This is a genomic window from Pseudomonas sp. NPDC087598, assembly GCF_044743525.1.
Classification (GTDB): Bacteria; Pseudomonadota; Gammaproteobacteria; order Pseudomonadales; family Pseudomonadaceae; genus Aquipseudomonas.
Map to the genome: position 1 here is coordinate 1 of NZ_JBIUWQ010000002.1, position 23,840 is coordinate 23,840.

Sequence of the window (23,840 nt, forward strand, 5' to 3'; positions counted from 1 at the left end):
GTCTACTGGAGTAGACATCGTATCGCCCGAATCGACTTGAACTTGCAGATCGTGACGGCAGGTAAGAAGATCTAAAACCGTCCACCATGTCTCCGAACATGTGTCCACCATGTCTCCGGTACATACACTCCCCGAGGGAGAGGGAACTGACCGAGTTGCTTTTGATAGCTACATCGACCTGAACTTTCGGGTCGATCTGACGCTTGAAAAACACGAAGACGTGCAGCCTCGAAATACCGAGCCGAGCGCTGGCTGTGAGGAATATGCAAATCTGCTCCCTTTCCCCCTCTCCCTCTGGGAGAGGGCTGGGGTGAGGGGCTTTTGATCTTGAGCGTTCATCCGCCCGGATTGGTCACCTGGATAAACACCGCATAACTCCCCAGCAACACCCAGAACGTCGCAAAAATCCACGGCGTGCGCACCGAAAACAGCAGCGACTTGCGATAGCCTTTGTGGCTCGACTCCATCTCGCTGAACAACGGTGATTCGTCATACGCCAAACCCATCAATGGCTCGCTGAGCAGCAGATGACTCTGCTTGAAGTGCCAGTGATCAATGATGTCATACGCCGCGCGAATGCCCGGCCAGGCATTGAGCGAGCTGAGCAGCCCCAGCAGCGCCAGAAACGGTGGCACCACCAGCGTAAACAGCTTGCCCCACTCCGGGTTGAGGTTGGCCATGCACGACGCAAAGGCAATCACCAGAAACGACTGCGCCGCCAGATAGGCGTCGGTGCGATTGGCGAGGATGCTGGTTTCGTACTGGATCTCCCGGCGATAGAAATCCAGTCGTTCCTTGGGCGAACCGAACATCTTCGCGTCATGTTCGGCCTGGGTTTCTTTAGCGGTTGAGTGGGTCAGTATGCGAGGCAAGAGACGCATGCTCCGGGGCAGGGAAAACCTTTAGAAGCGCCCCGTTGCAGACTAGTTCAGCCGGATGTGCCCCCGTTCATTTCATCGCCTGGGCAATGATCTCCACCAGATTCAATTGCGTGAACGGTTTGGGCAAGCGCGGCAGTTGCGCGCCGAAGCCTTCCAGACGTTCGGCGTAACCGGTGGCGAGGATGATCGGCAGGTCCGGTTTGAGCAGGCGCACCGCGTGGGCCAGTTGCGCGCCGCTCATCTGTGGCATGGCCATGTCGGTGATCATCAAATCGATGACCTCGCCCTGATCGAACAACGCCAACGCTTGAGCGCCCGATGTGGCGCTGACCACGCGATGACCAAGGTCTTCGAGCAGCAGGCTGGTGCTGGTCAACACCAGCGAGTCGTCGTCGACCACCAGCACGCTCAGTCGTGGCACCACAACCGGCGCGGAAGGTGGGTACAAAGGTTTGACGGCGGCGCCCTCGACGGCCACCGGTATCCACAGTTCTGCCGTGGTGCCGTGATCTTTTTCGCTCTTGAGGATAAAACGGCCACCCAGTTGTTCGATAAAGCCGTGGACCATCGACAAACCTAGCCCGGTGCCTTTGCCCACGCCCTTGGTGGTGAAAAACGGATCCCTGGCCGAAGCCAGTGTTTGCGCGTCCATGCCTTCGCCGCTGTCGGCCAGACTCAGGCAGATGTAACGCCCTGCCGGCAGTTCCGAATGGGCCAGCTCAAGCACGACTTCGGGCTGTGCGGCGATGGTCACTACGCCGCCCTCAGGCATCGCATCACGAGCGTTGGTGGCAAGGTTGAGCAACGCCAGTTCCAGTTGGTTGGTATCCGCCAGGACCGGTTCCAGATCTGCGGGAAAGTTCGTCTCGATGCGAATCCCCGGGCCCATTGAACTGCGCAACAGCCCGGTGATGCCTTGCACCAGTTGCGGGATGTCGACCGACTCGGTCTTGAGTTCCTGGCGGCGGGCGAACGCGAGCATGCGCTGGGTCAGTGACACGCCACGCAGCGCGCCTTGGGTAGCGTTTTCCAGCAGACGGGTGATTTTCGGGTCGTCGCCAATGCGCTTCTGGACAATCTCCAGATTGCCGAGAATCACCGTCAGCAGATTGTTGAAGTCATGGGCGATACCACCGCTGAGTTGACCAATGGCCTGCATCTTCTGCGCCTGGGCCAAGGCCTCTCGGGTCTTTTCCAGGGCTACCTGGGCTTGATGGGCTTCGGTCACGTCGCGGGTGATCTTGGCGAAACCGAGCAAGGTGCCCGTCTCTCCGCGAATCGCATCAACCACCACATGCGCGAGAAACCGCGTGCCATCCTTGCGTACGCGCCAACTCTTGTTTTCGAAACGGCCTTCTTTAGTGGCAATCGCCAAGGCCCGTTGCGGCTCGCCGAGTTCACGGTCCTCGGGGGTGTAAAACACCGAAAAGTGCTGGCCGATGATTTCTTCCGGCAGATAGCCCTTGATCCGCTGCGCCCCCTGGTTCCAGTTACTGACGCGACCCTCGGGGCTGAGCATGTAGATCGCATAGTCGGTCACGCCCTGCACCAAAAGGCGAAACTGCTGCTCACTTCGCTTGAGGGTTTCCTCGGCCATCTTGCGATCGGTCAGGTCGCGGGTGATCTTGGCGAAACCGAGCAATTTGCCGTCGGGGTCGATGATTGGATCGATCACCACATGCGACCAGAAATTGGTGCCGTCCTTGCGCACCCGCCAGCCCTCACCTTCGAACCGGCCCTCGCGGATCGCCGTGTCGAGCGCCCGTTGTGGCAACCCGGCGGCGCGGTCGTCGGCGGTATAGAAGCGCGAAAAATGTTCGCCGAGAATTTCCGCCTCTTCATACCCCTTGAAGCGCTTGGCGCCGGAGTTCCAACTGGTGATGATGCCGTCCGGGTCGATCATGTAGATCGCATAGTCGACAACCGCATCGATCAACAGCCTGAAACGCATGTTCTCGATCGCTGCGGTCTTGTAGTTTTCGCTCATCACACTCACCGGCCACTGTCATGAGCAGAAGTATGGGGCAATCCGGCCAATTGGGAAGCCGCTTCGTTGTTGATGGTCCACCAGCGTGGCAACAATTGTTTTATCCGGCTCTCGGCAAAGCGGTCGTCAATCAGCATCACCACGCCGCGATCCTCGCGGGTACGGATCACTCGTCCGGCAGCCTGCACCACTTTCTGTACGCCGGGATACAGATAGGTGTAGTCGTAACCGGCGCCGAATATTGCCGCCATGCGTCGCTTCAACTGCTCGTTGACCGGGTTGAGTTGCGCCAGCCCCAGCGTGGCGATGAAGGCGCCGATCAAGCGTGCGCCGGGCAAGTCGATGCCTTCACCGAACGCCCCGCCCAACACCGCGAAGCCGACGCCCTGGCTGTCGGCGGTGAACTGATTGAGAAAAGCCTGCCGCGCCCCTTCGACCATGCCCCGCGATTGCTGCCACAGGGTGATCTGCGGATGGCGTTCGGCCAACAATGTCGCGACTTGCTGCAAGTAATCGAAACTGCTGAAGAACGCCAGGTAGTTGCCCGGCCGTTCGCTGAACTGGCGGGCGATCAGCTCGACGATGGGTTCCAGCGACGCCTGTCGATGGTTGAAACGCGTCGATATGCGACTGACGATCTGCACCTGTAGCTGCTCGGCAGTGAACGGCGATTCGACGTCGATCCACACCGTGTCGACCGGCGTGCCCAGCAAGTCGGCGTAATAGTGGCGTGGGCTGAGGGTCGCGGAAAACAGCACGCTGCTGCGCGCAGCTTTCAGGCGTGGGCCGATAAACGCGGCCGGCACCACGTTACGCAGGCACAACTGCGACAGCGGACGTTTGCGGTCGAGGTCGCGTTTGCTGATGTCGAACAGATAGTGCTCGTCGTACAACTCCGCCACTCGGCCGAACTGCAGCAGATCGAAATAGAAGTTCTGCAGACCGCTGTCGAGGCCTTGCGGATGATCGTTGAGGTAATCACCGATCGCGGCGCAACACAGGGAAATCGCCTGGAGCAGTTTTTCCGGCGCCTTGTCATAGGCCTGATACGCCGCCAGTTGCGGTGCGTGCAGCGCATTCCACTCCCGGTTGACCCGTTGCAGTGAATTTTTCAACGTTTGCGGTGCAGTTTTGCGCACGCTGCCGAGGGTGGCCTGATCAAGGCTGGCGCTGTACATCTGCCGACCACGCTCGACCAGGTTGTGCGCCTCATCCGCCAACACCGCGACTTTCCACTGATTGAGCTGCGCGAGCCCGAACAGCAGCGCACTGAAATCGAAGTAATAGTTGTAGTCGGCGATCACCACGTCCGCCCAACGGGCCATTTCCTGACTCAGGTAATACGGACACACCGAGTGCTGCGCGGCGACTTCGCGCATCGCCGCCTGATCAAGCAGGCTAACGCGGCTGGCCGCTTCACGGGCGGCGGGCAGGCGATCATAAAACCCTTGGGCCAACGGACAGGACTCGCCATGGCACGCCTTGTCCGGATGTTCGCAGGCCTTGTCCCGGGCGACCATCTCCAGTACCCGCAAGGGCAACGTGGCCGATTGATCGAACAACACCTGGCTGGCATCCAGCGCCAGTTTGCGTCCGGGGGTCTTGGCGGTGAGAAAGAACACCTTGTCCAGTTGCTGCGGCGCCAACGCCTTGAGCATAGGGAACAGCGTGCCAAGGGTTTTGCCGATGCCGGTCGGGGCCTGCGCCATCAGGCAACGCCCGGTGCTCACTGCCTTGAACACCGATTCCGCCAGATGCCGCTGGCCGGGACGAAAGTCCGCATGGGGAAACGTCAGTTGCTGCGCGGCACGATTGCGCGCCTCGCGATGGGCCATTTCCTGCTCGGCCCAATGCAGGAACAGCGTGCATTGCGCCTCGAAAAAAACCTGCAAGGTCTCGACGCTGAACGCTTCGACCAGACAGGTTTCCTTTTCGCTGACGATATCGAAATACACCAGCGCCACATTGATCTGCTGCAGATCGAGTTTGCGGCACATCAGCCAGCCGTAGACTTTCGCCTGTGCCCAGTGCAACTGGCGGTGATTGTCCGGTTGCTTGCTCAGGTCGCCACGGTAGGTTTTGACTTCCTCCAGGCAATTCTGCGCCGGATCATAGCCATCCGCCCTGCCCTTGACCTTCAACTGGCGGAATTCGCCTTCCAGCGCCACTTCGCTTTGATACTGGTCATTGCGCCGCGAGGCCACCGTGCGATGGCCGGCAATACCTTCCATTGCCGTCGGTGACGGCGTGAAGCGCAAGTCGAGATCACCGGTTTTGGCGGTGAACTCACACAACGCCCGCACTGCAATGCTGTAGCTCAAGCGCTCTGCTCCGCCCATTGCACGTAACACACGGCCACCGGCATCTGATGCTGGTGGCAGAACTCCAGCCAGCGCAGTTGGTTATCCTGCAAGCGGTCGCCCGGGCCTTTGACTTCGATCATCCGGTAGGTTTTGTCTTGCGGCCAGAACTGGATCAGGTCAGGCATCCCGGCGCGGTTGGCCTTGATGTCGAGCAGCAGGCGATTGAACCAGTGCTTGAGGTGTGCGGCGGGCAGGCAGGCCAGCGCTTGCTCCAGAAGTTGTTCATTCAGCGCGCCCCAGAACACGAACGGCGATTGCACCCCCCATTTCTCGACGAATCGGCCACGGATAGTGTCGGCATAACGGCCGTCGTCGAGTTCGCCGAGGCAGGCCTCGAAGCGTTCGGCGCGGCGTTGCTGGAAGTCTTCGTTGAGCAGATCCACCGGCCCGCGCTGGAACGGGTGAAAGAACGCCCCCGGCAGCGGTGCAAAAATCGCCGGCCAGCACAACAGACCGAACAGCGAGTTGATCAGGCTGTTTTCGACGTAATGCACCGGGCCATCCTCGGCGTGCAGATGCGCCTGCACATAAAACTCCACCGACAGCGCCGGATCGGTACGCGGCAAGTGCAGATCAAGACGCTCGACCGGTTTTGCCACGGCGCGCTTGAGCGGCGGGCCACCGAGTTTGCGCCGCAGCCGAGGCACAATGCGTTGCAGGCCTTGCTGTTCGGTGGCGCTTTCCGGCGCCTGTTCGGCGAGCGTGCCGAGTTCCAGGGCCAGGCCGTATTCGCCGCAGCGCTCCAGCACGCGGACCCTCCGCAATCGAGCGCCGGGGTAAGCGCATGTCCGGTAAATGCTCAGGGCCAGGGCAAACTCGCTGATGCGTTCGCAATATTGGCCAATCTGGAACAACAGCTTGCCGCGTCGGCGTTGCAGCCACGGGTTATCGAAATGCAAGGCACTGACTTGAGCAACGATGGGGTCCAGCGGCTCACCGGCCTCGAAACGCAATTGGCATTGGTGCAGGAACAGGCAGGCGTCGACGTCCTCACGGCTGCGCAGGCCTCGGGAATCGGCGCAGAACTCGACCTTTTCGTAGGTGAAGATGCCGAGGTCGGCGAGCACGAATTCCGACCAGTCCTGATACAGATTGCCGAAGAACATCAGACGCAAGCGGTCGCACAGGTCCATGATAGTCAGGCTGAACAGGCGATCGGACAGCATCGGCGCCCAGTCGCGCAGGCTTTGTGCCTGGGGAAATTGCTCGGCCAGCACTGGCAGCCAATCGTCCTTGCGGCCCTTGGGTTGCTCGATAAAGGTGCCGAACGCTTGCAGGATTTCGGCCTTGAGCAACACATTGAACAATTCTGCGATCGTCAGCGGCGCGTGCTCGTCGATCCAGCCGTGCCCCAGCAACGGCTGCGCCGCTTGGAGGATATCGCCGATCTCGGGATAGCTGAGCTTGCCCGCACGAAAGTGCAGGCCCTTGCGCATCACCATCCGCACCAGCAAACCCTGCGAGGCTTTAGGCAATGCCTTGAAGTCGCCGATAAACGCCTGTTCCGTTTCGCTCATCACATCGGCATAGCGAAGCTCAAGCCAATCAATGACTTGCAGGAAGTTGTTAAGGTAATAGAACGGATCGTCGAGGGGATTGGCAGTCACGGGAATTCAGGGCCATGGCGAGCGAGTACTGGTTATGCGTACAGATACCAGCTCTTCCCCACCCGGCGCAAACAGAAAAAGATCAATGGCATTTTTTCACCGGTCCATCGAACTTTTCCCGGCACAATGGCACCAACCGCGTTAGAACGCCGACAATGTTCGGTATCACATGGAAAGAGGAATTTGAGGTGGGTATGAAAATCAAGACATTGGGTATTCCTTTGGCAGTCGCCGCGCTGTTGGCATTGGGTGGTTGCTCGACCCAGACCGTGGTGACCTTGCAGAACGGCACCCAATACCTGACCAAGGACATGCCAAAGACCAAAACCAAGGATGGCTTCTATGAGTTCGAAGACATTTCCGGCGCCAAGGTAAAAGTACGCGCCGATGAAGTCGCCACCGTACGCAAGGAAGACTGACGGCTCATCGTCTGCGCAGGCATAGCCGAAGGTTGCGATGTTTTGCGTTTGATATGGCGGAAGGCAGCCGGAGGCTGGATGCTCGATACAGCACCAATAGTATGATAGTTTCCACGAGAGTCGATCATTCTCCTGGAGGCCGAGCATGGGTACCGTGCGAAAAACCATTACCGTGACTGACCAGCAAGACAACTGGATCAAAGCGCAGATTGAAGCAGGAAACTACACCAACGACAGCGAATATATCCGCGATCTGATTCGGCGTGAGCAAGAGCGCAACGCTGAGTTAGAGACAGTGCGGGCTGCTCTTCGGGAAGGTGAATCCAGCGGAAAACCTCGCTCTTTCGATCCCGTTGCATTCAAGCAAAGAATGTTGACGGCGCATGGGTGAATACCGACTGACACCTGCCGCCGAAGGCGACCTTGAGGCTATCTGGAGTTATACCGCACGTCAGTGGGGCCAGGATCAGGCCAGTCGCTACATTGACATCATGACTACAGCATTTGCGCAGTTGGCCGCGCATCCAAAAACAGCGCCAGCCTGTGATGCTATCCGCCCCGGCTATCGACGCTGCAGTGTCGAACGGCACACGATTTACTTTCGAATAACGGCGTACGGAATAGCGATCATTCGCATACTGCATGAACGTATGGAAGCGCAGCGCAACCTCTGAGTGTAAATGATTGCGCATTGGCTCTTGGCAAGGGGCCAAGATTTCTGCGTTTGATATGGCGGAAGGCAGCCGGAGTCGAACCTGCCCGGGAACGGATGCCGTCCCCAACCGGGTTTGAAGCCCGGCCGCGCCACCGGGCGCGATTGCCTTCCTTTAACTCAGGGGGCGCCGGGGTTGGCCAGCGCGTTGTCGTGGCGGATCAGTCGGTGTTCGCCGAGGCGTCGGGTCAGGCCGAGGCGGTCAAAGTATTCGAGAAACTGAATACAGCGTTTGCGTCCCAAGCCTAGCGCATCGCGGACGCTTGTCACCTGGATCTGCGGATTTTCCTGCGCCGTTTGCAGGAGCATCGCCGCCATTTGCCGCAATACGATGTCGGTGACAAACAGATCGCGCACCACTTGGTGAGTCAACCCCAGACGCGCCAGTTTGCGCAGCAACAGACGCACATTGGCATCTTCCTCACCGACGGCTTTGGCCAGATCGCGAACCCACGGTGGGTCGAAGCGGGCCTGTTCGAACAGCGGTTGCAGTTGTTGCCAGAGGATTTCGTCTGCGGCGCTCAGGCGTACCTGGTGATCCGGCAGGTGCAGCCATGGCCCGCTGGCGTTGATCGAACCGGCGGCGAGCAGTTCATCGAGCAGGCTGATGAACGTCGAGCGCTCCAGCGGCAACGCACTGAAACGCCGCAGCCGATCCCGGTCCGGGCCCATCTGGTCGGGCTCCAGTTCATGCAAGCGTGCCAGTTGCTCCAGCAAGGTGAATTTGAGCATGCCCCAACGTTGCACGTTGAATAGCAACGGGCCCTGGCGGGTGTCGATCAGGCGCACGTTTTGCGGCAATGACCAATCAGCGCGCGGGTAATTGAACTGGCGTTCCAGGCGCAACGGATCAAGCCCTGTCGCGCTGTGGTTGAGCAGCAGCGGCAAGGTGTGTTCGAGCGTCTGGTTGAGCGCCAGCGCTTGCAGTTGCGCCAGACGTTCAGGGCTGCGGCGATGCCTGGCCGGAGCAAACGGGTCGAGCACCTGACCGCCACCGAGAGTGCGTTGTGCGCTCTGGTCGCGCAGGATCAACCGATCACCCTTCACCGCATGCACCGGCGTGTTGATCAGCAATTGCGCGAACATGCGTTCGCCAGGGCTCAGTCGTGCACCTTCGAGCAATGCGACGCGGGCGATCACGTCTTGCGTGCCGAGGTGCAGGTGCACCGGGTGAAAGTGTTCGAAGGTGCGCTCGCCGGGCAGCAGTTGAAAGTCGATGTCGATTCGTTGGGTCGGCGCATGCAGCCACTCCGACAACAGCCATTGGCCGCGATGGATTTGCGCCAGTTCGAGTCGTTCGCCGCTCAGATTGAGGGCCACGCGTTGCCCGGCAAAGGCTTGCTCGGCGGTCTGATTCTGCGCATGCAGCCCGCGCACCCTTACCGATTTGCCGGACGGTCCGAGCGCCAGTTTATCGCCCACCGTCACCACGCCGGACAACGCCGTGCCGGTGACCACAATCCCCGCACCGGCCACGCTGAAGGCGCGGTCGATGGCCAGACGAAAGCCGCCTTCACGGTTGCGCTCATGCACTTGGTGTTGCGTCTGCAATAACGCTTCGCGCAACACATCGATGCCCTGCCCGCTGACGCTCGACACCGCCAATATCGCTGCCTTGGCGAATGGCCCCGGCGCCAACAAATTTGCGATCTGCTCACGCACCGCCGTCACCCTGCCTGGCTCGACCCGATCACACTTGGTGATCGCGACTAATGCCTGCGGGATGCCCAGCAGTTCGACAATCGCCAGATGCTCGCGGGTTTGCGGCATCACGCCGTCGTCCGCCGCCACCACCAGCAACACCAGATCGATGCCTTGCGCACCGGCGAGCATGTTGTGGGTGAATTTCTCGTGGCCAGGCACGTCGATGAAACCGCTGAGGCCGCCGCCGGGCGCCAGTTCTGCGTAAAGGTAACCGAGGTCGATGGTCATGCCGCGCTCGCGTTCCTGCGGGCGGCGGTCGCCGGTTTGCCCGGTCAGCGCTTGCAGCAGCGAGGTCTTGCCGTGGTCGATGTGCCCGGCGGTGCCGACGATCACGGATCGACCTGCAACTGCGCCAGCTGCGCCAGCCACGCGGGTTCGTCGTCGAGTTGGCGCAAGTCGAGCCACAGGGCATCGTCGTCGATGCGCCCGAGCACTGGAATCGGCAAGGTCCGCAATGCTGCTTCAAGACTCAGCAGATAGCGCCCGCGCAAGCGCTTCGACACTTGCGGACGCAAGCAAAGCGCCGCGCTGGGCAATCGCGCCACCGGTTGGCTGCCGCTGCCGATCATGCCCAGCGCCGGGATCGCGCTGACTGACCACGGCTCGCCCAAGGTCTGCGCCAACAACGGTTGCAGGCGTTGCGCCTGAGCGAGAATGTCAGCCTGCGGCCGGGTCAGCAGACGCAAGCTCGGCAAGCGCTCGGCCAGTCGATCCGGATCGCGGTACAGGCCGAGCACCGCCTCCAGCGCCGCCAAGGTCAGCTTGTCCACGCGCAGCGCCCGTTTCAGCGGATTCTTCTTGATCTTTGCGATCAGCTCTTTGCGACCCACGATCAACCCGGCCTGCGGCCCGCCGAGCAGTTTATCGCCGCTGAAGGTGACGATATCCGCGCCATCGAGCAGCGCCTGGCGCACCGTCGGCTCTGCCGGCAGCCCCCAGCGCGTCAGGTCGAGCAGGCTGCCGCTGCCCAGATCCTCCAGCAGCGGCAAACCATGACGGTGGGCCAGCTCGGCCAGTTCCGCCGTCGGCACCCGAGCGGTGAATCCTTCGATGCTGTAATTGCTCGCATGCACACGCATGATCAAACCGCTGCGCGGGCTGATCGCCGCTTCATAGTCGCGGGCATGGGTACGATTGGTGGTGCCGACTTCATGCAGACGCACGCCGGCGCGGGCCATGATGTCGGGGATGCGAAAGGCGCCGCCGATTTCGATCAGTTCACCGCGCGAGATGATGCCTTCCTTGCGTGCGCCAAGGCTGTTGAGCGTCAGCAGCACGGCGGCGGCATTGTTATTGACCACGGTGACGGCTTCGGCGCCGGTCAGTTCGCGGATCAGGCCTTCGATCAAATCATCGCGATCCCCGCGTTTGCCGCTGGCCAGATCGAATTCCAGATTGAGCGGATAACGGGCGGCCATTTGCACGGCTTCGATGGCTTCGTCCGGCAATAGCGCCCGGCCGAGATTGGTGTGCAGCACCGTGCCGGTGAGGTTGAACACCCGCCGCACCTGGCTGCGTTGCTGCTGCGCCAGACGTTCACCGACGCGGCCGGCGAGCACTTCGGGGCTGATTTCAATCGCAGACAATTGCCCGTTCAACACACTGGACCGCAGTTCATCCAGCAACTGGCGCAAACTGGCCAGCAGCGATTCACGCCCGTGACGCTCGAGTAAAGGCACACACGCCGGATGACGCAACAACCCATCAATGGAAGGTAACCGCAGGGACATCAGCCACTCCTGGAGACAGATCACTGCGCCCGGCAGTGAAAAAAAGAAGTGTAGACCCTGCTGTCATTCGTCTCCCGGGGCCAGTAACAGATTCGGTGCCAGGCGCTGAAAACCATCCTGGGCCAGACGCATATCCAGCAGCAAACTGGAGAGATCCGCCGACAACGCCTCGGCGTCGGCATCGTTTTCCAGATAGATCAGTTTCAGATAGCTGTTACAGCCCGGACAGACCTCCGCACGCAGCGGCGCCTGATTGGCCGCATGGCGATCATCCTCAAGGCTCAGGTAGTCGAGGCCTTTGCTGGATTCGCAATACACGCACTTGACCCGCACCACATGCCATTCGCAGGCGCACAGCGAACACACCAGATAGCGCAAGCCGTTGTGTTTGCCGCGATGACGGATCACCCCGGCCATCGCCGGTGAACCGCAGGCCGGGCATTGGCTGAGGCTGTCGCCGGGTTTCAGTTGCAGATTGGTCGCGCTGAGCAGCCAGTGACTCCACGCCGTTTGTAATGCGGCACCGAGAAACGGCACCAACGCCGCTGGCACCATGGTGTATTGGCCGCTGATCAAAGCGACCGCCCACGCGCGCAACTGGCCGGGACTGGCAACGCGCAACGTGGTCACGGCATCGACCACGGCGGGTTGCGCCAAGGGATCGTAGCGTTGCAGCAAGGCGTCGAGATAACGCTGCCAAGCGTCTTCGCGCACCAGCGTGTCGGCGGCAAACGGCGGCAAACCATGTTGCTGGCACGCCTCGATCCGTTGCTGATCGAACGGCGCGGTCAGCGGTGGATCGTCGAATACCTGCTGCTGAACCCGGCACAACCCGGCAATCAAGCGCAGATACTCGGCCAGCGGATGCCCTTCGGCCAGTTGCTCCAAACGTTGTGCACGCAAAGTGAAGAGGTTATGCGGTGGCAGATGCAGAAACGGCGGCGAACTGGCCGCCGCCTCGATTTCTCCGGGTTCAAGAATGGTTGCCAAAGGTCAGCCCTTTTTGGTGATCGGTCGCTCCGGCACGTCGTTCTGACGTTCATCGCGGGTGATTTCGCGGTACCAGAGTTCGTGGTGTTTTTTCGCCCAGGCGCGACTGACCCAACCATGCAGCATCGCGTCGATCGAACCCTTGATCCACAACCCGGCGTAGATGTGGATGATGATGCTGAGGATCAGCACAAACCCGGCCAGTGCGTGCAGCAGCATCGCCCAACGAATCACGGTGATGCCGAAGAACGCACTGAAATACGCCCGCCAGATCACCAGCCCGGTGAACAGCAATCCGAGCATGCACAGCAGTAAAGTCCAGAACAGCATCTTTTGCCCGGCGTTGTATTTACCCACGGGCGGCACGCTTTCTTCGTCGTTGACCAGCACCCGGTCGATGCGGCGCATCCACTTCCAGTCGTTGTCGATAAAGAAATTCGAGCGCCAGAAGCGAAACACCAGACCGAGGAAAAACATGAACATCAGCACGCCCATGAACGGATGCAGAATCCGCGTCCATGGGCCACCGCCGAACAGGTTGGTCAGCCAGAACATCGAGGGATGAAACAGCGCCAGCCCGGACAGCCCGGCCATGAAGAACAGAATCGCCACCAACCAGTGATTGGTCCGCTGGTTGGCGGTGTAACGCAGGATCGTCTTGTTGCTCATGGCCGGTCCTCCCCGCGTGGATCGAAGGTGTGCACCGCCGGATCAACGACATGCACCGAGGTGTCGGGCGCTGTCGGATGTTCATCCTCTTCGACGCGATTCGGCCCGATGCGCACGTAATGGAAGAACCCGGCCAGCACCGCCGCGCCCATGGCCAACAGGCCCAAGGGTTTGCTGATGCCTTTCCACAGGCCCACCAACGGGCTGATGGTCGGATCCTGCGGCAGATTGGCGTAGATTTTCGGTGTGTCGGCGTGGTGCAGCACGTACATCACATGCGTACCGCCGACGCCAGCCGGATCGTACAGGCCGGCATTTTCAAAACCACGGCTTTTCAGGTCGACGATGCGTTCGGCGGCGTGTTCCTTCATGTCTTCCTTGGTGCCGAAGACGATGGCGCCGGTCGGACAGGTTTTCACACAGGCCGGCTCCAGCCCCACCGCCACCCGATCGGAACACAAGGTGCATTTGTAGGCCTTGTGGTCCTTCTGCGAAATACGCGGAATGTTGAACGGGCAACCGGTGATGCAATAACCGCAGCCGATGCAGTGATCCTGATCGAAATCGACGATGCCATTGGCGTGCTTGATGATCGCGCCGGGACTCGGGCACGCCGCCAGACATCCGGGCTCGGCGCAGTGCATGCATCCGTCCTTGCGGATCAGCCATTCGAGGTTGCCGGCATCGGTTTCATGTTCGGTGAAGCGCATCAACGTCCAGGTTTCCGCGCTCAGATCCTGCGGGTTGTCGTAGGTGCCGTGGTTGTGGCCGACCTCGTCGCGCAGCTCGTTCCATTCCGAGCAGGCCACCTGGCAGGCCTTGCAGCCAATGCATTTGGTAGTGTCGATCAGCTTGGCCACCGCCTCCTGATTCCTTACCGACGGCGGCACAGTCGTGGTGGCCGAGCGGGCAATAATGTCTTGGCTGGCCATTTACAGTTTCTCCACGTTGACCAGGAATGACTTGGATTCCGGGGTCTGGGTGTTGCCATCGCCGAGGAACGGCACCAAGGTGTTGGTCAGATAACCGTGACGCGTCAGCCCGGTGAATCCCCAGTGCAGCGGGATGCCGATCTGATGCACGACCTGGCCGTTGACCTGCAACGGCCGAATGCGTTTGGTCACCACTGCCACCGCTTCGATAAAGCCGCGTTTGCAGCTGACGCGTACACGATCACCGGCAGCGATGCCCTTCTCTTTCGCCAGCACTTCGCCGATCTCGACAAACTGCTCGGGCTGAGCAATCGCGTTCAACTTGCAGTGCTTGCTCCAGAAGTGGAAATGTTCGGTCAGCCGGTAACTGGTGCCGGCGTACGGGAAGTCCTTGGCCTCGCCGAGGGTTTCCCAGACTGAATCGAAGATCCGCGCCGCCGGGTTGCTGGTGGCTTTCTTGTTTTGCGGGTGCAGCGGGTTGATGCCGATCGGCGTTTCGAACGGCTCGTAATGCTCGGGGAATGGCCCCTCGTTCATCTTGTCGACGGCGAAGAACCGCGCCACGCCTTCGGGGTTCATGATGAACGGGTTCATCCCGGCTTCCGGCGGCACGTCGGCCTTATAGTCCGGCACGTCGGTGCCACCCCAGGCCTTGCCGTTCCACCACACCAGCCGTTTTTTCGGATCCCACGGATTGCCTGCGACGTCCGCCGAAGCACGGTTATAGAGAATCCGCCGGTTGGCCGGCCAGGCCCACGCCCAGCCCTGATGCTGATGCATGCCATACGGGTCGGAATTGTCGCGGCGAGCCATCTGGTTGCCGGCCTCGGTCCAGCTGCCGGCGAAGATCCAGCAACCGGACGCGGTGCTGCCATCGTCCTTGAGCAAGCCGAACCCGGCCAGTTGCGAGCCGGCCTTGACGGCGGCGCCGGTCGCGTCGGTGAAGTCGGCGACAGCGTTGCCGTTGATTTCCTTGGCCAGTTCCTCCGGCGAAGGTTCGTCGGCAATCTTGTACGGCCACGACAGCTTCAGCAGCGGATCGGGGAATTTGCCGCCCTCGGCCTGATAACGCTTGCGCAGGCGCAGGAACAGTTCGGCCATGATGCGAATGTCGGTCTGCGCTTCACCCGGGCCATCGGCGCCTTTCCAGTGCCATTGCAGCCAGCGGCTGCTGTTGACCAGCGAGCCGTCTTCTTCGGCAAAACAAGTGGTCGGCAGGCGAATGACTTCGGTCTGGATCTCCTCGCTTTTCACATCGTTGTACGGCCCGACGTTGTGCCAGAACTCCGAGGTTTCGGTGGCCAGCGGATCCATCACCACCAGCCATTTCAACTTGGCCAGTGCGCCCATCACGCGATTCTTGTCCGGCAGCGCGGCAATCGGGTTAAAGCCCTGGCACATGTAGCCGTTGACCTTGCCCTGGCTCATCAGGTCGAACATCTTCAGGACGTCGTAGTTGGGAATGTCGAGTTTCGGCAAATGGTCGTAGAGCCAATTGTTCTCGGCCGTGGCATTGGCGCCGTACCAGGATTTCATCAGGCTGACGTGGAATTTGCTGTAGTTCTGCCAGTACGACAATTGCCCCGGACGCAGCGGTACTTGCGTGCGTTTCTTGATGAAGGTGTTGTAGTCCTGCTCGGTGTCGGTGCCCAGCGTCAGATAGCCCGGCAACGAGTTCGACAGCAGCCCGAGATCGGTCAGCCCCTGAATGTTCGAGTGACCGCGCAAGGCATTCACCCCGCCACCCGGCATGCCGACGTTGCCCAGCAACAGTTGCACCATCGCCGCGCTGCGAATGATCTGCGCGCCAATCGAGTGCTGGGTCCAGCCGAGCGCGTAGAGAATCGTCATGGTCTTGCCCGGTGTCGAGCAAGTGGCGATTTCGTCCCAGATTTTCTGCATGGCATCGACCGGCATGCCGCAGATCTGGCTGGCAAGATCGATGTTGTAGCGGCTGTAATGCTGCTTCATCAATTGATAGACGCAGCGCGGGTCTTGCAGCGTCGGGTCGACTTTGGCGAAGCCGTCCTCGCCCAACTCGTAACCCCAGCCGGACTTGTCGGTGTAGCTGCGCTTGGCCACGTCGTAGCCGCTGAAGATGCCGTCTTCAAAGCCATATCCGGCTTTGACGATGAACGACACGTCGGTGTAGTTGCGCACGTATTCGTGCTGGATCTTGTCCTCGGTCAGCAGGTAATTGATCAGGCCGCCCATGAAGGCGATGTCGGTGCCGGTACGGATCGGCGCGTAATAGTCGGCCACCGAAGCGGTCCGGGTAAAACGCGGATCAACGACGATCAGCCTTGCGGCGTTATGCGCCTTGGCCTCGGTCACCCATTTGAAGCCGCACGGATGCGCTTCTGCTGCGTTGCCACCCATCACCAGGATCAGATTCGCGTTGGCGATATCGGTCCAGGTATTGGTCATGGCACCACGGCCGTACGTCGGGGCAAGACTTGCCACCGTCGGGCCGTGTCAGACACGCGCCTGGTTATCGAACCCCAGCATGCCGAGACTGCGAATCACCTTCTGGGTGATGTAGCCCGCTTCGTTGGACGCTGCCGACGCGGCGAGGAAACCGGTGCTCAGCCAGCGATTCACCGTTTGCCCGTTGGCATTTTTCTCGATGAAGTTGGCGTCGCGGTCGATTTTCATCAGGTCGACGATGCGGTCGAGCGCTTCGTCCCAACTGATCCGCGTCCATTCACTGCTGCCGGGCTTGCGCGTTTGCGGGTAGAGCAAGCGGCCCGGGCTGTGAATGAAGTCCAGCAGGCCTGCGCCTTTCGGGCAGAGGGTGCCACGGTTGACCGGGTGGTCGGCGTCGCCCTCGATGTGAATGATGCTTTGCGCTACGTTCTTCGCTCCATCGCCCTGGCTGTACATGATCAAGCCGCACCCGACCGAACAATACGGACAGGTGTTGCGGGTTTCATGGGTGTGGGCAAGCTTGAAGTGGCGCACCTGCTCGGCGAAGGCCAGCGTCGGGGCCATGCCCAACGCGCCCAGGCTTGAGCCTGCAAGGCCGATACCGGCGACCTTGAAGAACTGACGACGGCTGAGATCCATCGTGCACTCCTGATCAGGTGGAACCCGGTACTTGAGCCGGGCTTTGTCTGGACAATCACGGTTGCGGCAAACGTGTGCCGACTTTTTCACTGTAGACAAAGACCCTACAGTCTGTGCGAAAACCGACCGTCGGCCGTTTGTCGGGCAATCTTTTGCGCTGGTACAAAAACTTGTGGGAGCTGGCTTGCCAGCGATAGCGGTGGTTCAGTCACCATCATTGTTGGATGTGCCGATGCCATCGCTGGCAAGCCAGCTCCCACAGGTTTTGTGTGCTCCAACAGGGTCATGGGCTTAGAATGCCCGGCAGGACCAATCCCGCCTTCACGAGACCGCGCATGACTTTCGATTTTGATCAGGTATTCGACCGCCACAACACTGGCAGCACCAAGTGGAGCCGCTATTCGGCTGACGTGCTGCCGATGTGGGTCGCTGATATGGATTTCGCCGCGCCACCGGTGGTGATCGAGGCACTGCAACAGCGTCTGCTGCACCCGCTGGTCGGTTACAGCGTGGCGCAGGACAACCTGCGCGAGGCCATTGTTGCCGACCTCTGGAACAAGTTCGCCTGGAAGGTCCAACCGCAGGAGCTGATTTTCCTGCCGGGCGTCGAGTCCGGTTTCAACATGGCGCTGAAGGCGTTGGTCCAGCCACAGCAGAACGTTGTCGTGCAAGTGCCGAACTATCCGCCGCTGCGTCATGCACCGGGCCACTGGGGTTTGAACAAGGTCGAACTGGAATTCGTCGCGCAGGCCGACGGCACCTACGCCACGCCGCTGGAGGTATTGCGCGACTCGCTGAACGGCGGCGGCGCGCTGCTGCTGAGCAATCCGCACAACCCGATCGGCAAAGTGTTCGGCCGTGAAGAGTTGCAAGCCGTGGCCGATATCTGCGTGGCGCAAGACGCCTGGATCATCTCCGACGAAATCCATGCCGAGTTGTGCTTCGACGGTCGCGTGCACATTCCGACTGCGTCGCTGAGTGCGGAAATCGCCCGGCGCACCATCACCCTGATGTCGGCCAGCAAGGCGTACAACATCGCCGGCCTCAAGACTTCGTTCATGATTATCCAGGACGCCGCCCTGCGCGAACGCGTCAACCATGCTCGGTGCGGCATGGTCGACAGCGTCAACCCTTTGGGCATGGAAGCCACCCGCGTGGCTTACAGCGAAGCCGGACCGTGGCTGGCCGAATTGAAAACCTATCTGCAGGCCAACCGCGATTATCTGGTCGAAGCGGTACGCAGCCGCTTGCCCGGCGTGAGCATCCAGGTGCCGCAAGGCACTTACCTGGCCTGGCTCGATTGTTCGGCACTGGATCTGGGCAATCCGCAGCAGTTTTTCCTTGAACAGGCCAAAGTCGGTTTGAGCGCCGGTATTGATTTCGGCGATCAGAGCCAGCAGTTCGTGCGCCTGAACTTCGGCTGCCCGCGTTCACTGCTGGAGGAAGGCATTGCGCGGATGGAGCGTGCATTGGCCAGCCGCCCTGCCTGAGACAACCAGATAGCGGTTGAGAGGGCTGGCCTCTTCGCGGGCTTGCTCGCGAAGGCGTCAGTCGACTCGCCGCAACACTTGGAAATGAGTAACATGGCTGCCCTTCCCGCAGCCCTACTCTGCGCCTTGCCGAATAAGCCGATTCCATGCCTTTCGAACTCAGCGTTGACCTGACCACCCTGGCCATTCTGGCCGTTGTCGCTTTCATTGCCGGTTTCATTGATGCCATCGCCGGTGGTGGTGGTCTGCTGACCACGCCGGCGCTGCTGACGGCCGGCCTGCCACCGCACCTGGTGCTGGGCACCAACAAGCTGAGTTCGACCTTCGGCTCGGCCACCGCCAGTTTCACCTTCTACCGACGCAAACTGTTTCATCCACGGCAGTGGGTGCACGCGATTGTCGGCACTTTGGTTGGCGCGCTGACCGGTGCCATCGTCGCTCATTACCTGCCAGCGGAATGGCTGAACAAAATGCTCCCGGTGATCGTCTTCGCCTGTGGCCTGTATCTGTTGTTCGGCGGCACGCCAAAAGCGCCGCTGGACAGCGACGCACCGATCAAGAAGAAATGGCAATCGAGCCAGGGTTTCAGCCTCGGTTTCTATGACGGCGTGGCGGGTCCCGGCACGGGCGCGTTCTGGACGGTCAGCAGCCTGCTGCTCTACCCGATCGACCTGGTCAAGGCCAGCGGTGTGGCGCGCAGCATGAACTTCGTCAGCAACATTGCAGCGCTGTCGGTGTTCGTGTTTTCCGGGCAGGTGGACTGGATCATTGGCCTGAGCATGGGCCTGTCGGTGATGGTCGGCGCATTCTTTGGCGCGCGCACCGCGATCAGCGGCGGCGCCAAATTCATTCGTCCGGTGTTCATCACCGTGGTGTTGGGTCTGACCGTGCGCCTAGCCTGGCAGCACTGGTTCAGCGTGGCCTAAGCGCCGCGCCACATAGACGTCGATCAGGTAACGGGCAATCGACTTTGACGCCGGCAACGGCGGCAGGTCGTGCACGTTGAACCACTGGGCGTCTTCGATCTCGTCTTCCTGACAGACAATCTCGCCACCGGCGTACTCGGCATGGAAGCCGAGCATCATCGAGTGCGGGAACGGCCAGCACTGGCTGCCCATGTATTGAATGTTCTTCACCTCGATCTGTACTTCTTCGCGCACTTCCCGAATCAGGCAGTCTTCAGCTGACTCGCCGGGCTCGGCGAACCCGGCCAGCGTGCTATAGACACCAGTGACGAAACGCGGCGAACGCGCCAACAGAATCTCGTCGCCACGGGTCACCAGCACAATCATGCTCGGCGAAATGCGCGGGTAACTGCGCAAGTCACACGGCTGGCAATACATCGCTCGCTCGCGTGGCACCTGGGTCATGGCCTGCCCGCAGTTGCCGCAGAAGCGATGTTCCCGCGCCCAGGTACCGATTTGCGCGGCGTAACCGAGCACTTTGTAAACCGTGTGATCGCCCTCGAGCATGAACGCCCGCAGGCCTTTCCAGTTGCACCCCGGCACCTCGCTGTGACTGCGCAGTTCCAGCAGATACACCGGCTCGCCATCGAGATGGCCGATGCCGTGTTCGGCAAGGATCGACAGGTCCTGACGCTTGAGCCATTCCCGCGGGAACAGCGCGCCGTTGTCATCGAACAGAAAACCTTCGGGGCTGCGTGCCACGGCCCAGCCGCCAGGTTGATCGGTGTCCAGTACTGCAGTGGTCCAGCGAGATGTCATGGTTTCTCAGTCCAGAAATTCGGGTTTCTGTTTGCTCATATGGGCGGCCATGGCCACGCGCAAGTCGGTGGATTGCAACATGGCGGCGTTCCAGGTGGCAACGTATTCGAGGCCGTCGTCGATACTATGATCGCGCATGTAGCTGATCATTGCCTTGGTACCGGTGACTGCTATCGGCGATTTGCCGGCGATGTCGCGAGCGATATCAAAGACGCCTTCAAGCAACACGTCCTTGTCGCTGAACACACGATTGACCAGGCCGATGCTGCGCGCCTCTTCGGCACCAAAGGTGCGACCGGTGTAAGCCAGTTCACGCAGCATGCCGTCACCGATGATCCGTGGCAACCGTTGCAACGTGCCAACGTCAGCGGCCATGCCGATGTCGATTTCCTTGATCGAGAATTGCGCGTCCTCGGCGGCGTAACGCATGTCGCAGGCGGCGATCAGATCGATTGCGCCGCCGAGGCAGTAGCCTTGAATCGCCGCAAGCACAGGCTTGCGGCAGTTATCGACGGCATTGAACGAAGCTTGCAAGGTCAGGATCTTTTTGCGCAGCAGGCGTGCGTTGCGACCGACGTCCTTGCCCAGTTCATTGGCAACGCCGGCGAGCATCATCAGGTCGATGCCCGAGGAGAAATGTTTGCCATTACCGCTCAGGACCACCACCCGGACTTCGTCGGTGTCATCGATCCATTGGAAGATCTCGATGATCTCGCTCCAGAACGCGGCGTTCATCGAGTTGATCTTTTCCGGACGATTGATCTGAACATGGGCGATGTTGTCGGCCAGTTCGACACTGAAGGCGGTGTATTGAGTCATGGCAGTGATCCTTTACCGGGCAGAAATTGAGGCCCGAACTATAACAAGGCATCACGGCGGCGGTTCGGCCAAATGCGGGACTGTCTTGAGTTTCGCTTTGCCTGTGCCGGCCTCATCGCGAGCAGGCTCGCTCCCACAGTGGAATGCATTTCAAAATGTGGGAGCGAGCCTGCTCGCGAAAGCGCCGGCTCAATCACCACATATCATCGAGCCAGACGCCTTAGCCCGAACAACATCCCCCCTGCCCCCAACAGCATCACCGCCAAAAACAGCGGATAGGAAATCCACCACGCTGTCCCCGCCGTCATCATGCTGAACTCCGACATGCCGCCAATGCTCGCAATCAGGTTCAACGGCAGAAACACCACATTGATCAACGTCAGCTTGCGCAGCAGGTTGTTCATGCTGTTGTTCATCAGGTTGCCACGCGCATCGATCAGCCCGGAAAACACCGTCGAGTAAATCTCCGCCTGTTTATAGCACTGGTTGTTTTCAATGATCAGGTCGTCGATCAGGCCAATCGCTTCGCTGCCGAAATGCTGTTTCTCGGCGTGGTTACGCAAACGCGTCAATACGGCGCCGTTGCTGTGCAAGGCGTTGATGTAATAGATCAGGCTTTCACTGAGGTTGAACATCTGCACCAGATGCTGGTTTTGCATCGAGGCGTTGAATTTCTGCTGCAACTCGCGGGCGACCAGTTTGATCACCTTCAAGTGCCCGAGGTAGTGATGGATATTGTTGAAGAGCAAATCCAGCAGCACATCCAGTGGCGTGTTCAATGGCTGGCGCGTACCGAGGCCGTGCAGCGGCGTGTCGTCGGTGGCGATCACCAGCAGTTGTCCCGGCGCGAACAGCAAACCGCAAGACGACACTTCGAAGGCCAGACTGCCGCCACCGGAATAGTTTTCCGGACGCTTCCAGATCAGGAACAGATGATCCGGGTGAAACTCGATCCGCGACACCTCGTCCGGGTCCAGCGCCGAGGCCAAGGCATGTTCATCGACTTTGTAGTGACTGTGCAGCAAATCGCGTTCGGCGGCGTCAGGGTTGCTGAACAGCATCACCTCGGCGTCCAGCCGTTCGACGCGCTGCAGGGCGCCGTGGCTCAGAGTAAAACTGCTGATCATCGGCGAGTCACCAGGCCTGGCCGCGACGTTTCAGCTCCAGCCGCCGCACAAACTCTTCCAGCACCAGTGAATACAGATCGTCCTGCAAATAAGCGTCTTCAATCCCGGCGTCGAGGTTCGGATTGTCATTAACCTCGATCACCACGACTTTATCGCCGGCCTGTTTCAGGTCGACGCCATAGAGGCCGTCGCCGATCAGGTTGGCGGTCTTCACGGCCAGTTCCACCACCGCTCGTGGTGCCTCGTGGATCGCCAGTGTCCGGCATTCGCCATTGACGTCCTGGCCCTTGGCCTTGTGGTTGTAGATTTGCCAGTGGCCCTTGGACATGAAGTATTGGCAAGCGAAGATTGGTTTGCGGTTAAGCACGCCGATGCGCCAGTCGTACTCGGTGTAGAAAAATTCCTGGGCCAGCAACAGCACCGAATGTTCGAACAATTGCGCCGTGGCTTCGAGCAGCGCCTGCTGGCTTTCCACCTTGATCACGCCTCGCGAGAAACAGCCGTCGGGGATCTTCAGCACCAAGGGAAAACCCAGGCGTTCGCCGACCCGCTCGAAGTCTTCGGGTCGCTCCTTGTAGAGAATCTCGGTGGCGGGCATGCCCAGTTGATGGCTGTTGAGCAGGTCGGTGAGGTAGACCTTGTTGGTGCAGCGCAGAATCGAGGCCGGATCGTCCATTACCACCAAGCCTTCGCTTTCGGCCTTCTTGGCGAAGCAATAGGTATGGTTGTCGACGCTGGTGGTTTCGCGGATCAACAGGCCGTCGTACTCGGCCAGGCGCGCATAATCCTTGCGTTCGATCAGTTCGACGTCGATGCCCATGGTCTTGCCGACCCGCACGAAATTCTCCAGCGCCTTGCTGTTCGACGGCGGCAACGCCTCTTGCGGATCGTGCAGAATCGCCAGGTCGTAACGCGCCACTTGCCGGGAGCGTGGCATGCGCCAGACTTTACGGCTGAAGCCATCCAGCGCGTTGGCGAACTGATCTTCCTGGTCGTCGCGCAACTTGTGCAAGGCACCGGATTTTATACCTTCGATGTGCCAACCGTTAGTTCGACGAAACTCAACTAACAGAATCGGACAAGGGAACACTTCAAACAACTGTCGGGCCAAATCCTGTAAAGGCTCGATATGCGTTCTGCCGAAATAAAGTGTCAGAGTGAATCCTTCGGTATCACTGTAGAGGTGATGACTGAGGGCTTTTTCCAGTGTTTTATCGAGATCGTCGAGTGCCAGTCCGTAGAGTGATTTTTTCGTCAGTTCGCTGATGGTGCGCACCGACGGAATCACCTTGTGCCCTCGGGCTTCGGCCAGCAGCGAGCAGTAATATCCGTGGCCCAGGTACTTGTAACTGCGACACAGGTTGATCACCTGCACGCGCTTGCCTGACTCGCTGTCTCGGGTTTGCTCCAGGTATTCCTGCGCCGTGATGATGTCTTCGCTGGGAAAATAAGACGCCCAGTCTTCCTTGCGTTCGACAATGATCAGCACTTGACTGGAGCTTCTAACCGTTGAGTTTAAATAAGTTGCCGCCGGCAAACTTTGCTCGGATACTTCGCGCCAATGACCCTGTACCGCTGACATAGAGATTGATCCGTTGGAGAACAAGACCATTTCTATTA

General features: G+C 60.0%; 19 protein-coding genes and 1 tRNA gene. 5 read left to right on the forward strand and 15 right to left on the reverse strand.

Going from position 1 to position 23,840, the window contains the following annotated elements; translation table 11 throughout:
* Positions 1–335 precede the first annotated feature (335 nt).
* The 4 genes from ACIOWE_RS01530 to ACIOWE_RS01545 form a co-directional block, all read right to left on the reverse strand.
* Entirely contained in the window at positions 336–872 is a 537-nt protein-coding gene (locus ACIOWE_RS01530) for a hypothetical protein (RefSeq protein WP_201238205.1), read from the reverse strand.
* 76 nt (positions 873–948) lie between these two features.
* Positions 949–2,868: a PAS domain S-box protein gene (locus ACIOWE_RS01535; protein WP_401386500.1), complete on the reverse strand. Its 1,920-nt coding sequence runs from the start codon at positions 2,866–2,868 to the stop codon at positions 949–951.
* Positions 2,869–2,873: 5 nt separating this feature from the next.
* Positions 2,874–5,189, reverse strand: coding sequence for an ATP-dependent DNA helicase (locus tag ACIOWE_RS01540; protein WP_401386503.1), 2,316 nt, complete (start codon positions 5,187–5,189; stop codon positions 2,874–2,876).
* Entirely contained in the window at positions 5,186–6,838 is a 1,653-nt protein-coding gene (locus ACIOWE_RS01545; RefSeq protein WP_401386506.1) for a VRR-NUC domain-containing protein, read from the reverse strand. Before ACIOWE_RS01545 ends, ACIOWE_RS01540 begins: the two co-directional genes overlap by 4 nt.
* A gap of 194 nt (positions 6,839–7,032) precedes the next feature.
* On the opposite strand from ACIOWE_RS01545, the gene ACIOWE_RS01550 reads away from it, so the two are divergent.
* The 3 genes from ACIOWE_RS01550 (at position 7,033) to ACIOWE_RS01560 (ending at position 7,931) form a co-directional block, all read left to right on the forward strand.
* Complete coding sequence (locus tag ACIOWE_RS01550) at positions 7,033–7,257, forward strand: YgdI/YgdR family lipoprotein (RefSeq protein ID WP_201238209.1); 225 nt, start codon at positions 7,033–7,035, stop codon at positions 7,255–7,257.
* 145 nt (positions 7,258–7,402) lie between these two features.
* Positions 7,403–7,648: a type II toxin-antitoxin system ParD family antitoxin gene (locus tag ACIOWE_RS01555; protein ID WP_401386510.1), complete on the forward strand. Its 246-nt coding sequence runs from the start codon at positions 7,403–7,405 to the stop codon at positions 7,646–7,648.
* Complete coding sequence (locus ACIOWE_RS01560) at positions 7,641–7,931, forward strand: type II toxin-antitoxin system RelE/ParE family toxin (protein WP_401386513.1); 291 nt, start codon at positions 7,641–7,643, stop codon at positions 7,929–7,931. The genes ACIOWE_RS01555 and ACIOWE_RS01560 overlap by 8 nt, the downstream gene beginning before the upstream one ends.
* Before the next feature lie 56 nt (positions 7,932–7,987).
* On the opposite strand, the gene ACIOWE_RS01565 is transcribed toward ACIOWE_RS01560, so the two are convergent.
* From ACIOWE_RS01565 to fdnG, 7 genes are all read right to left on the reverse strand, one after another.
* Positions 7,988–8,083 (reverse strand) — tRNA-Sec (locus ACIOWE_RS01565).
* Positions 8,084–8,089: 6 nt separating this feature from the next.
* Entirely contained in the window at positions 8,090–10,006 is a 1,917-nt protein-coding gene (gene selB / locus ACIOWE_RS01570) for a selenocysteine-specific translation elongation factor (RefSeq protein WP_401386516.1), read from the reverse strand.
* The gene (gene selA / locus ACIOWE_RS01575) at positions 10,003–11,406 is read right to left on the reverse strand and encodes an L-seryl-tRNA(Sec) selenium transferase (RefSeq protein WP_401386927.1); all 1,404 of its coding nucleotides are present in this window, start codon (positions 11,404–11,406) and stop codon (positions 10,003–10,005) included. Before selA ends, selB begins: the two co-directional genes overlap by 4 nt.
* A gap of 60 nt (positions 11,407–11,466) precedes the next feature.
* Positions 11,467–12,393: a formate dehydrogenase accessory protein FdhE gene (fdhE, locus tag ACIOWE_RS01580; protein WP_401386519.1), complete on the reverse strand. Its 927-nt coding sequence runs from the start codon at positions 12,391–12,393 to the stop codon at positions 11,467–11,469.
* Positions 12,394–12,396: 3 nt separating this feature from the next.
* Entirely contained in the window at positions 12,397–13,062 is a 666-nt protein-coding gene (locus ACIOWE_RS01585) for a formate dehydrogenase subunit gamma (RefSeq protein ID WP_401386522.1), read from the reverse strand.
* On the reverse strand, positions 13,059–13,994 hold the full coding sequence (gene fdxH, locus ACIOWE_RS01590) for a formate dehydrogenase subunit beta (RefSeq protein WP_401386525.1): 936 nt from the start codon (positions 13,992–13,994) through the stop codon (positions 13,059–13,061). Before fdxH ends, ACIOWE_RS01585 begins: the two co-directional genes overlap by 4 nt.
* Positions 13,995–17,060, reverse strand: a complete 3,066-nt coding sequence (gene fdnG / locus ACIOWE_RS01595) for a formate dehydrogenase-N subunit alpha (RefSeq protein ID WP_401386528.1) — start codon at positions 17,058–17,060, stop codon at positions 13,995–13,997.
* 335 nt (positions 17,061–17,395) lie between these two features.
* Between fdnG and ACIOWE_RS01600 the strand changes: the two genes are divergently transcribed.
* Positions 17,396–18,550, forward strand: coding sequence for a MalY/PatB family protein (locus ACIOWE_RS01600; protein WP_401386531.1), 1,155 nt, complete (start codon positions 17,396–17,398; stop codon positions 18,548–18,550).
* Between the two features lie 146 nt (positions 18,551–18,696).
* Positions 18,697–19,476, forward strand: coding sequence for a TSUP family transporter (locus tag ACIOWE_RS01605; RefSeq protein ID WP_201238216.1), 780 nt, complete (start codon positions 18,697–18,699; stop codon positions 19,474–19,476).
* Here ACIOWE_RS01605 and nudC read toward each other — a convergent pair.
* The 4 genes from nudC to ACIOWE_RS01625 form a co-directional block, all read right to left on the reverse strand.
* On the reverse strand, positions 19,444–20,274 hold the full coding sequence (nudC, locus tag ACIOWE_RS01610) for an NAD(+) diphosphatase (protein WP_401386534.1): 831 nt from the start codon (positions 20,272–20,274) through the stop codon (positions 19,444–19,446). The two genes, ACIOWE_RS01605 and nudC, sit on opposite strands and share 33 nt — an antisense overlap.
* A gap of 6 nt (positions 20,275–20,280) precedes the next feature.
* A complete protein-coding gene (locus tag ACIOWE_RS01615; protein WP_401386537.1) occupies positions 20,281–21,093 on the reverse strand; it encodes a crotonase/enoyl-CoA hydratase family protein in 813 nt (270 codons plus the stop codon).
* 203 nt (positions 21,094–21,296) lie between these two features.
* A complete protein-coding gene (locus tag ACIOWE_RS01620; protein ID WP_401386540.1) occupies positions 21,297–22,220 on the reverse strand; it encodes a magnesium transporter CorA family protein in 924 nt (307 codons plus the stop codon).
* Positions 22,221–22,227: 7 nt separating this feature from the next.
* The gene (locus ACIOWE_RS01625) at positions 22,228–23,802 is read right to left on the reverse strand and encodes a RimK family protein (protein ID WP_401386543.1); all 1,575 of its coding nucleotides are present in this window, start codon (positions 23,800–23,802) and stop codon (positions 22,228–22,230) included.
* Positions 23,803–23,840: the final 38 nt, after the last annotated feature.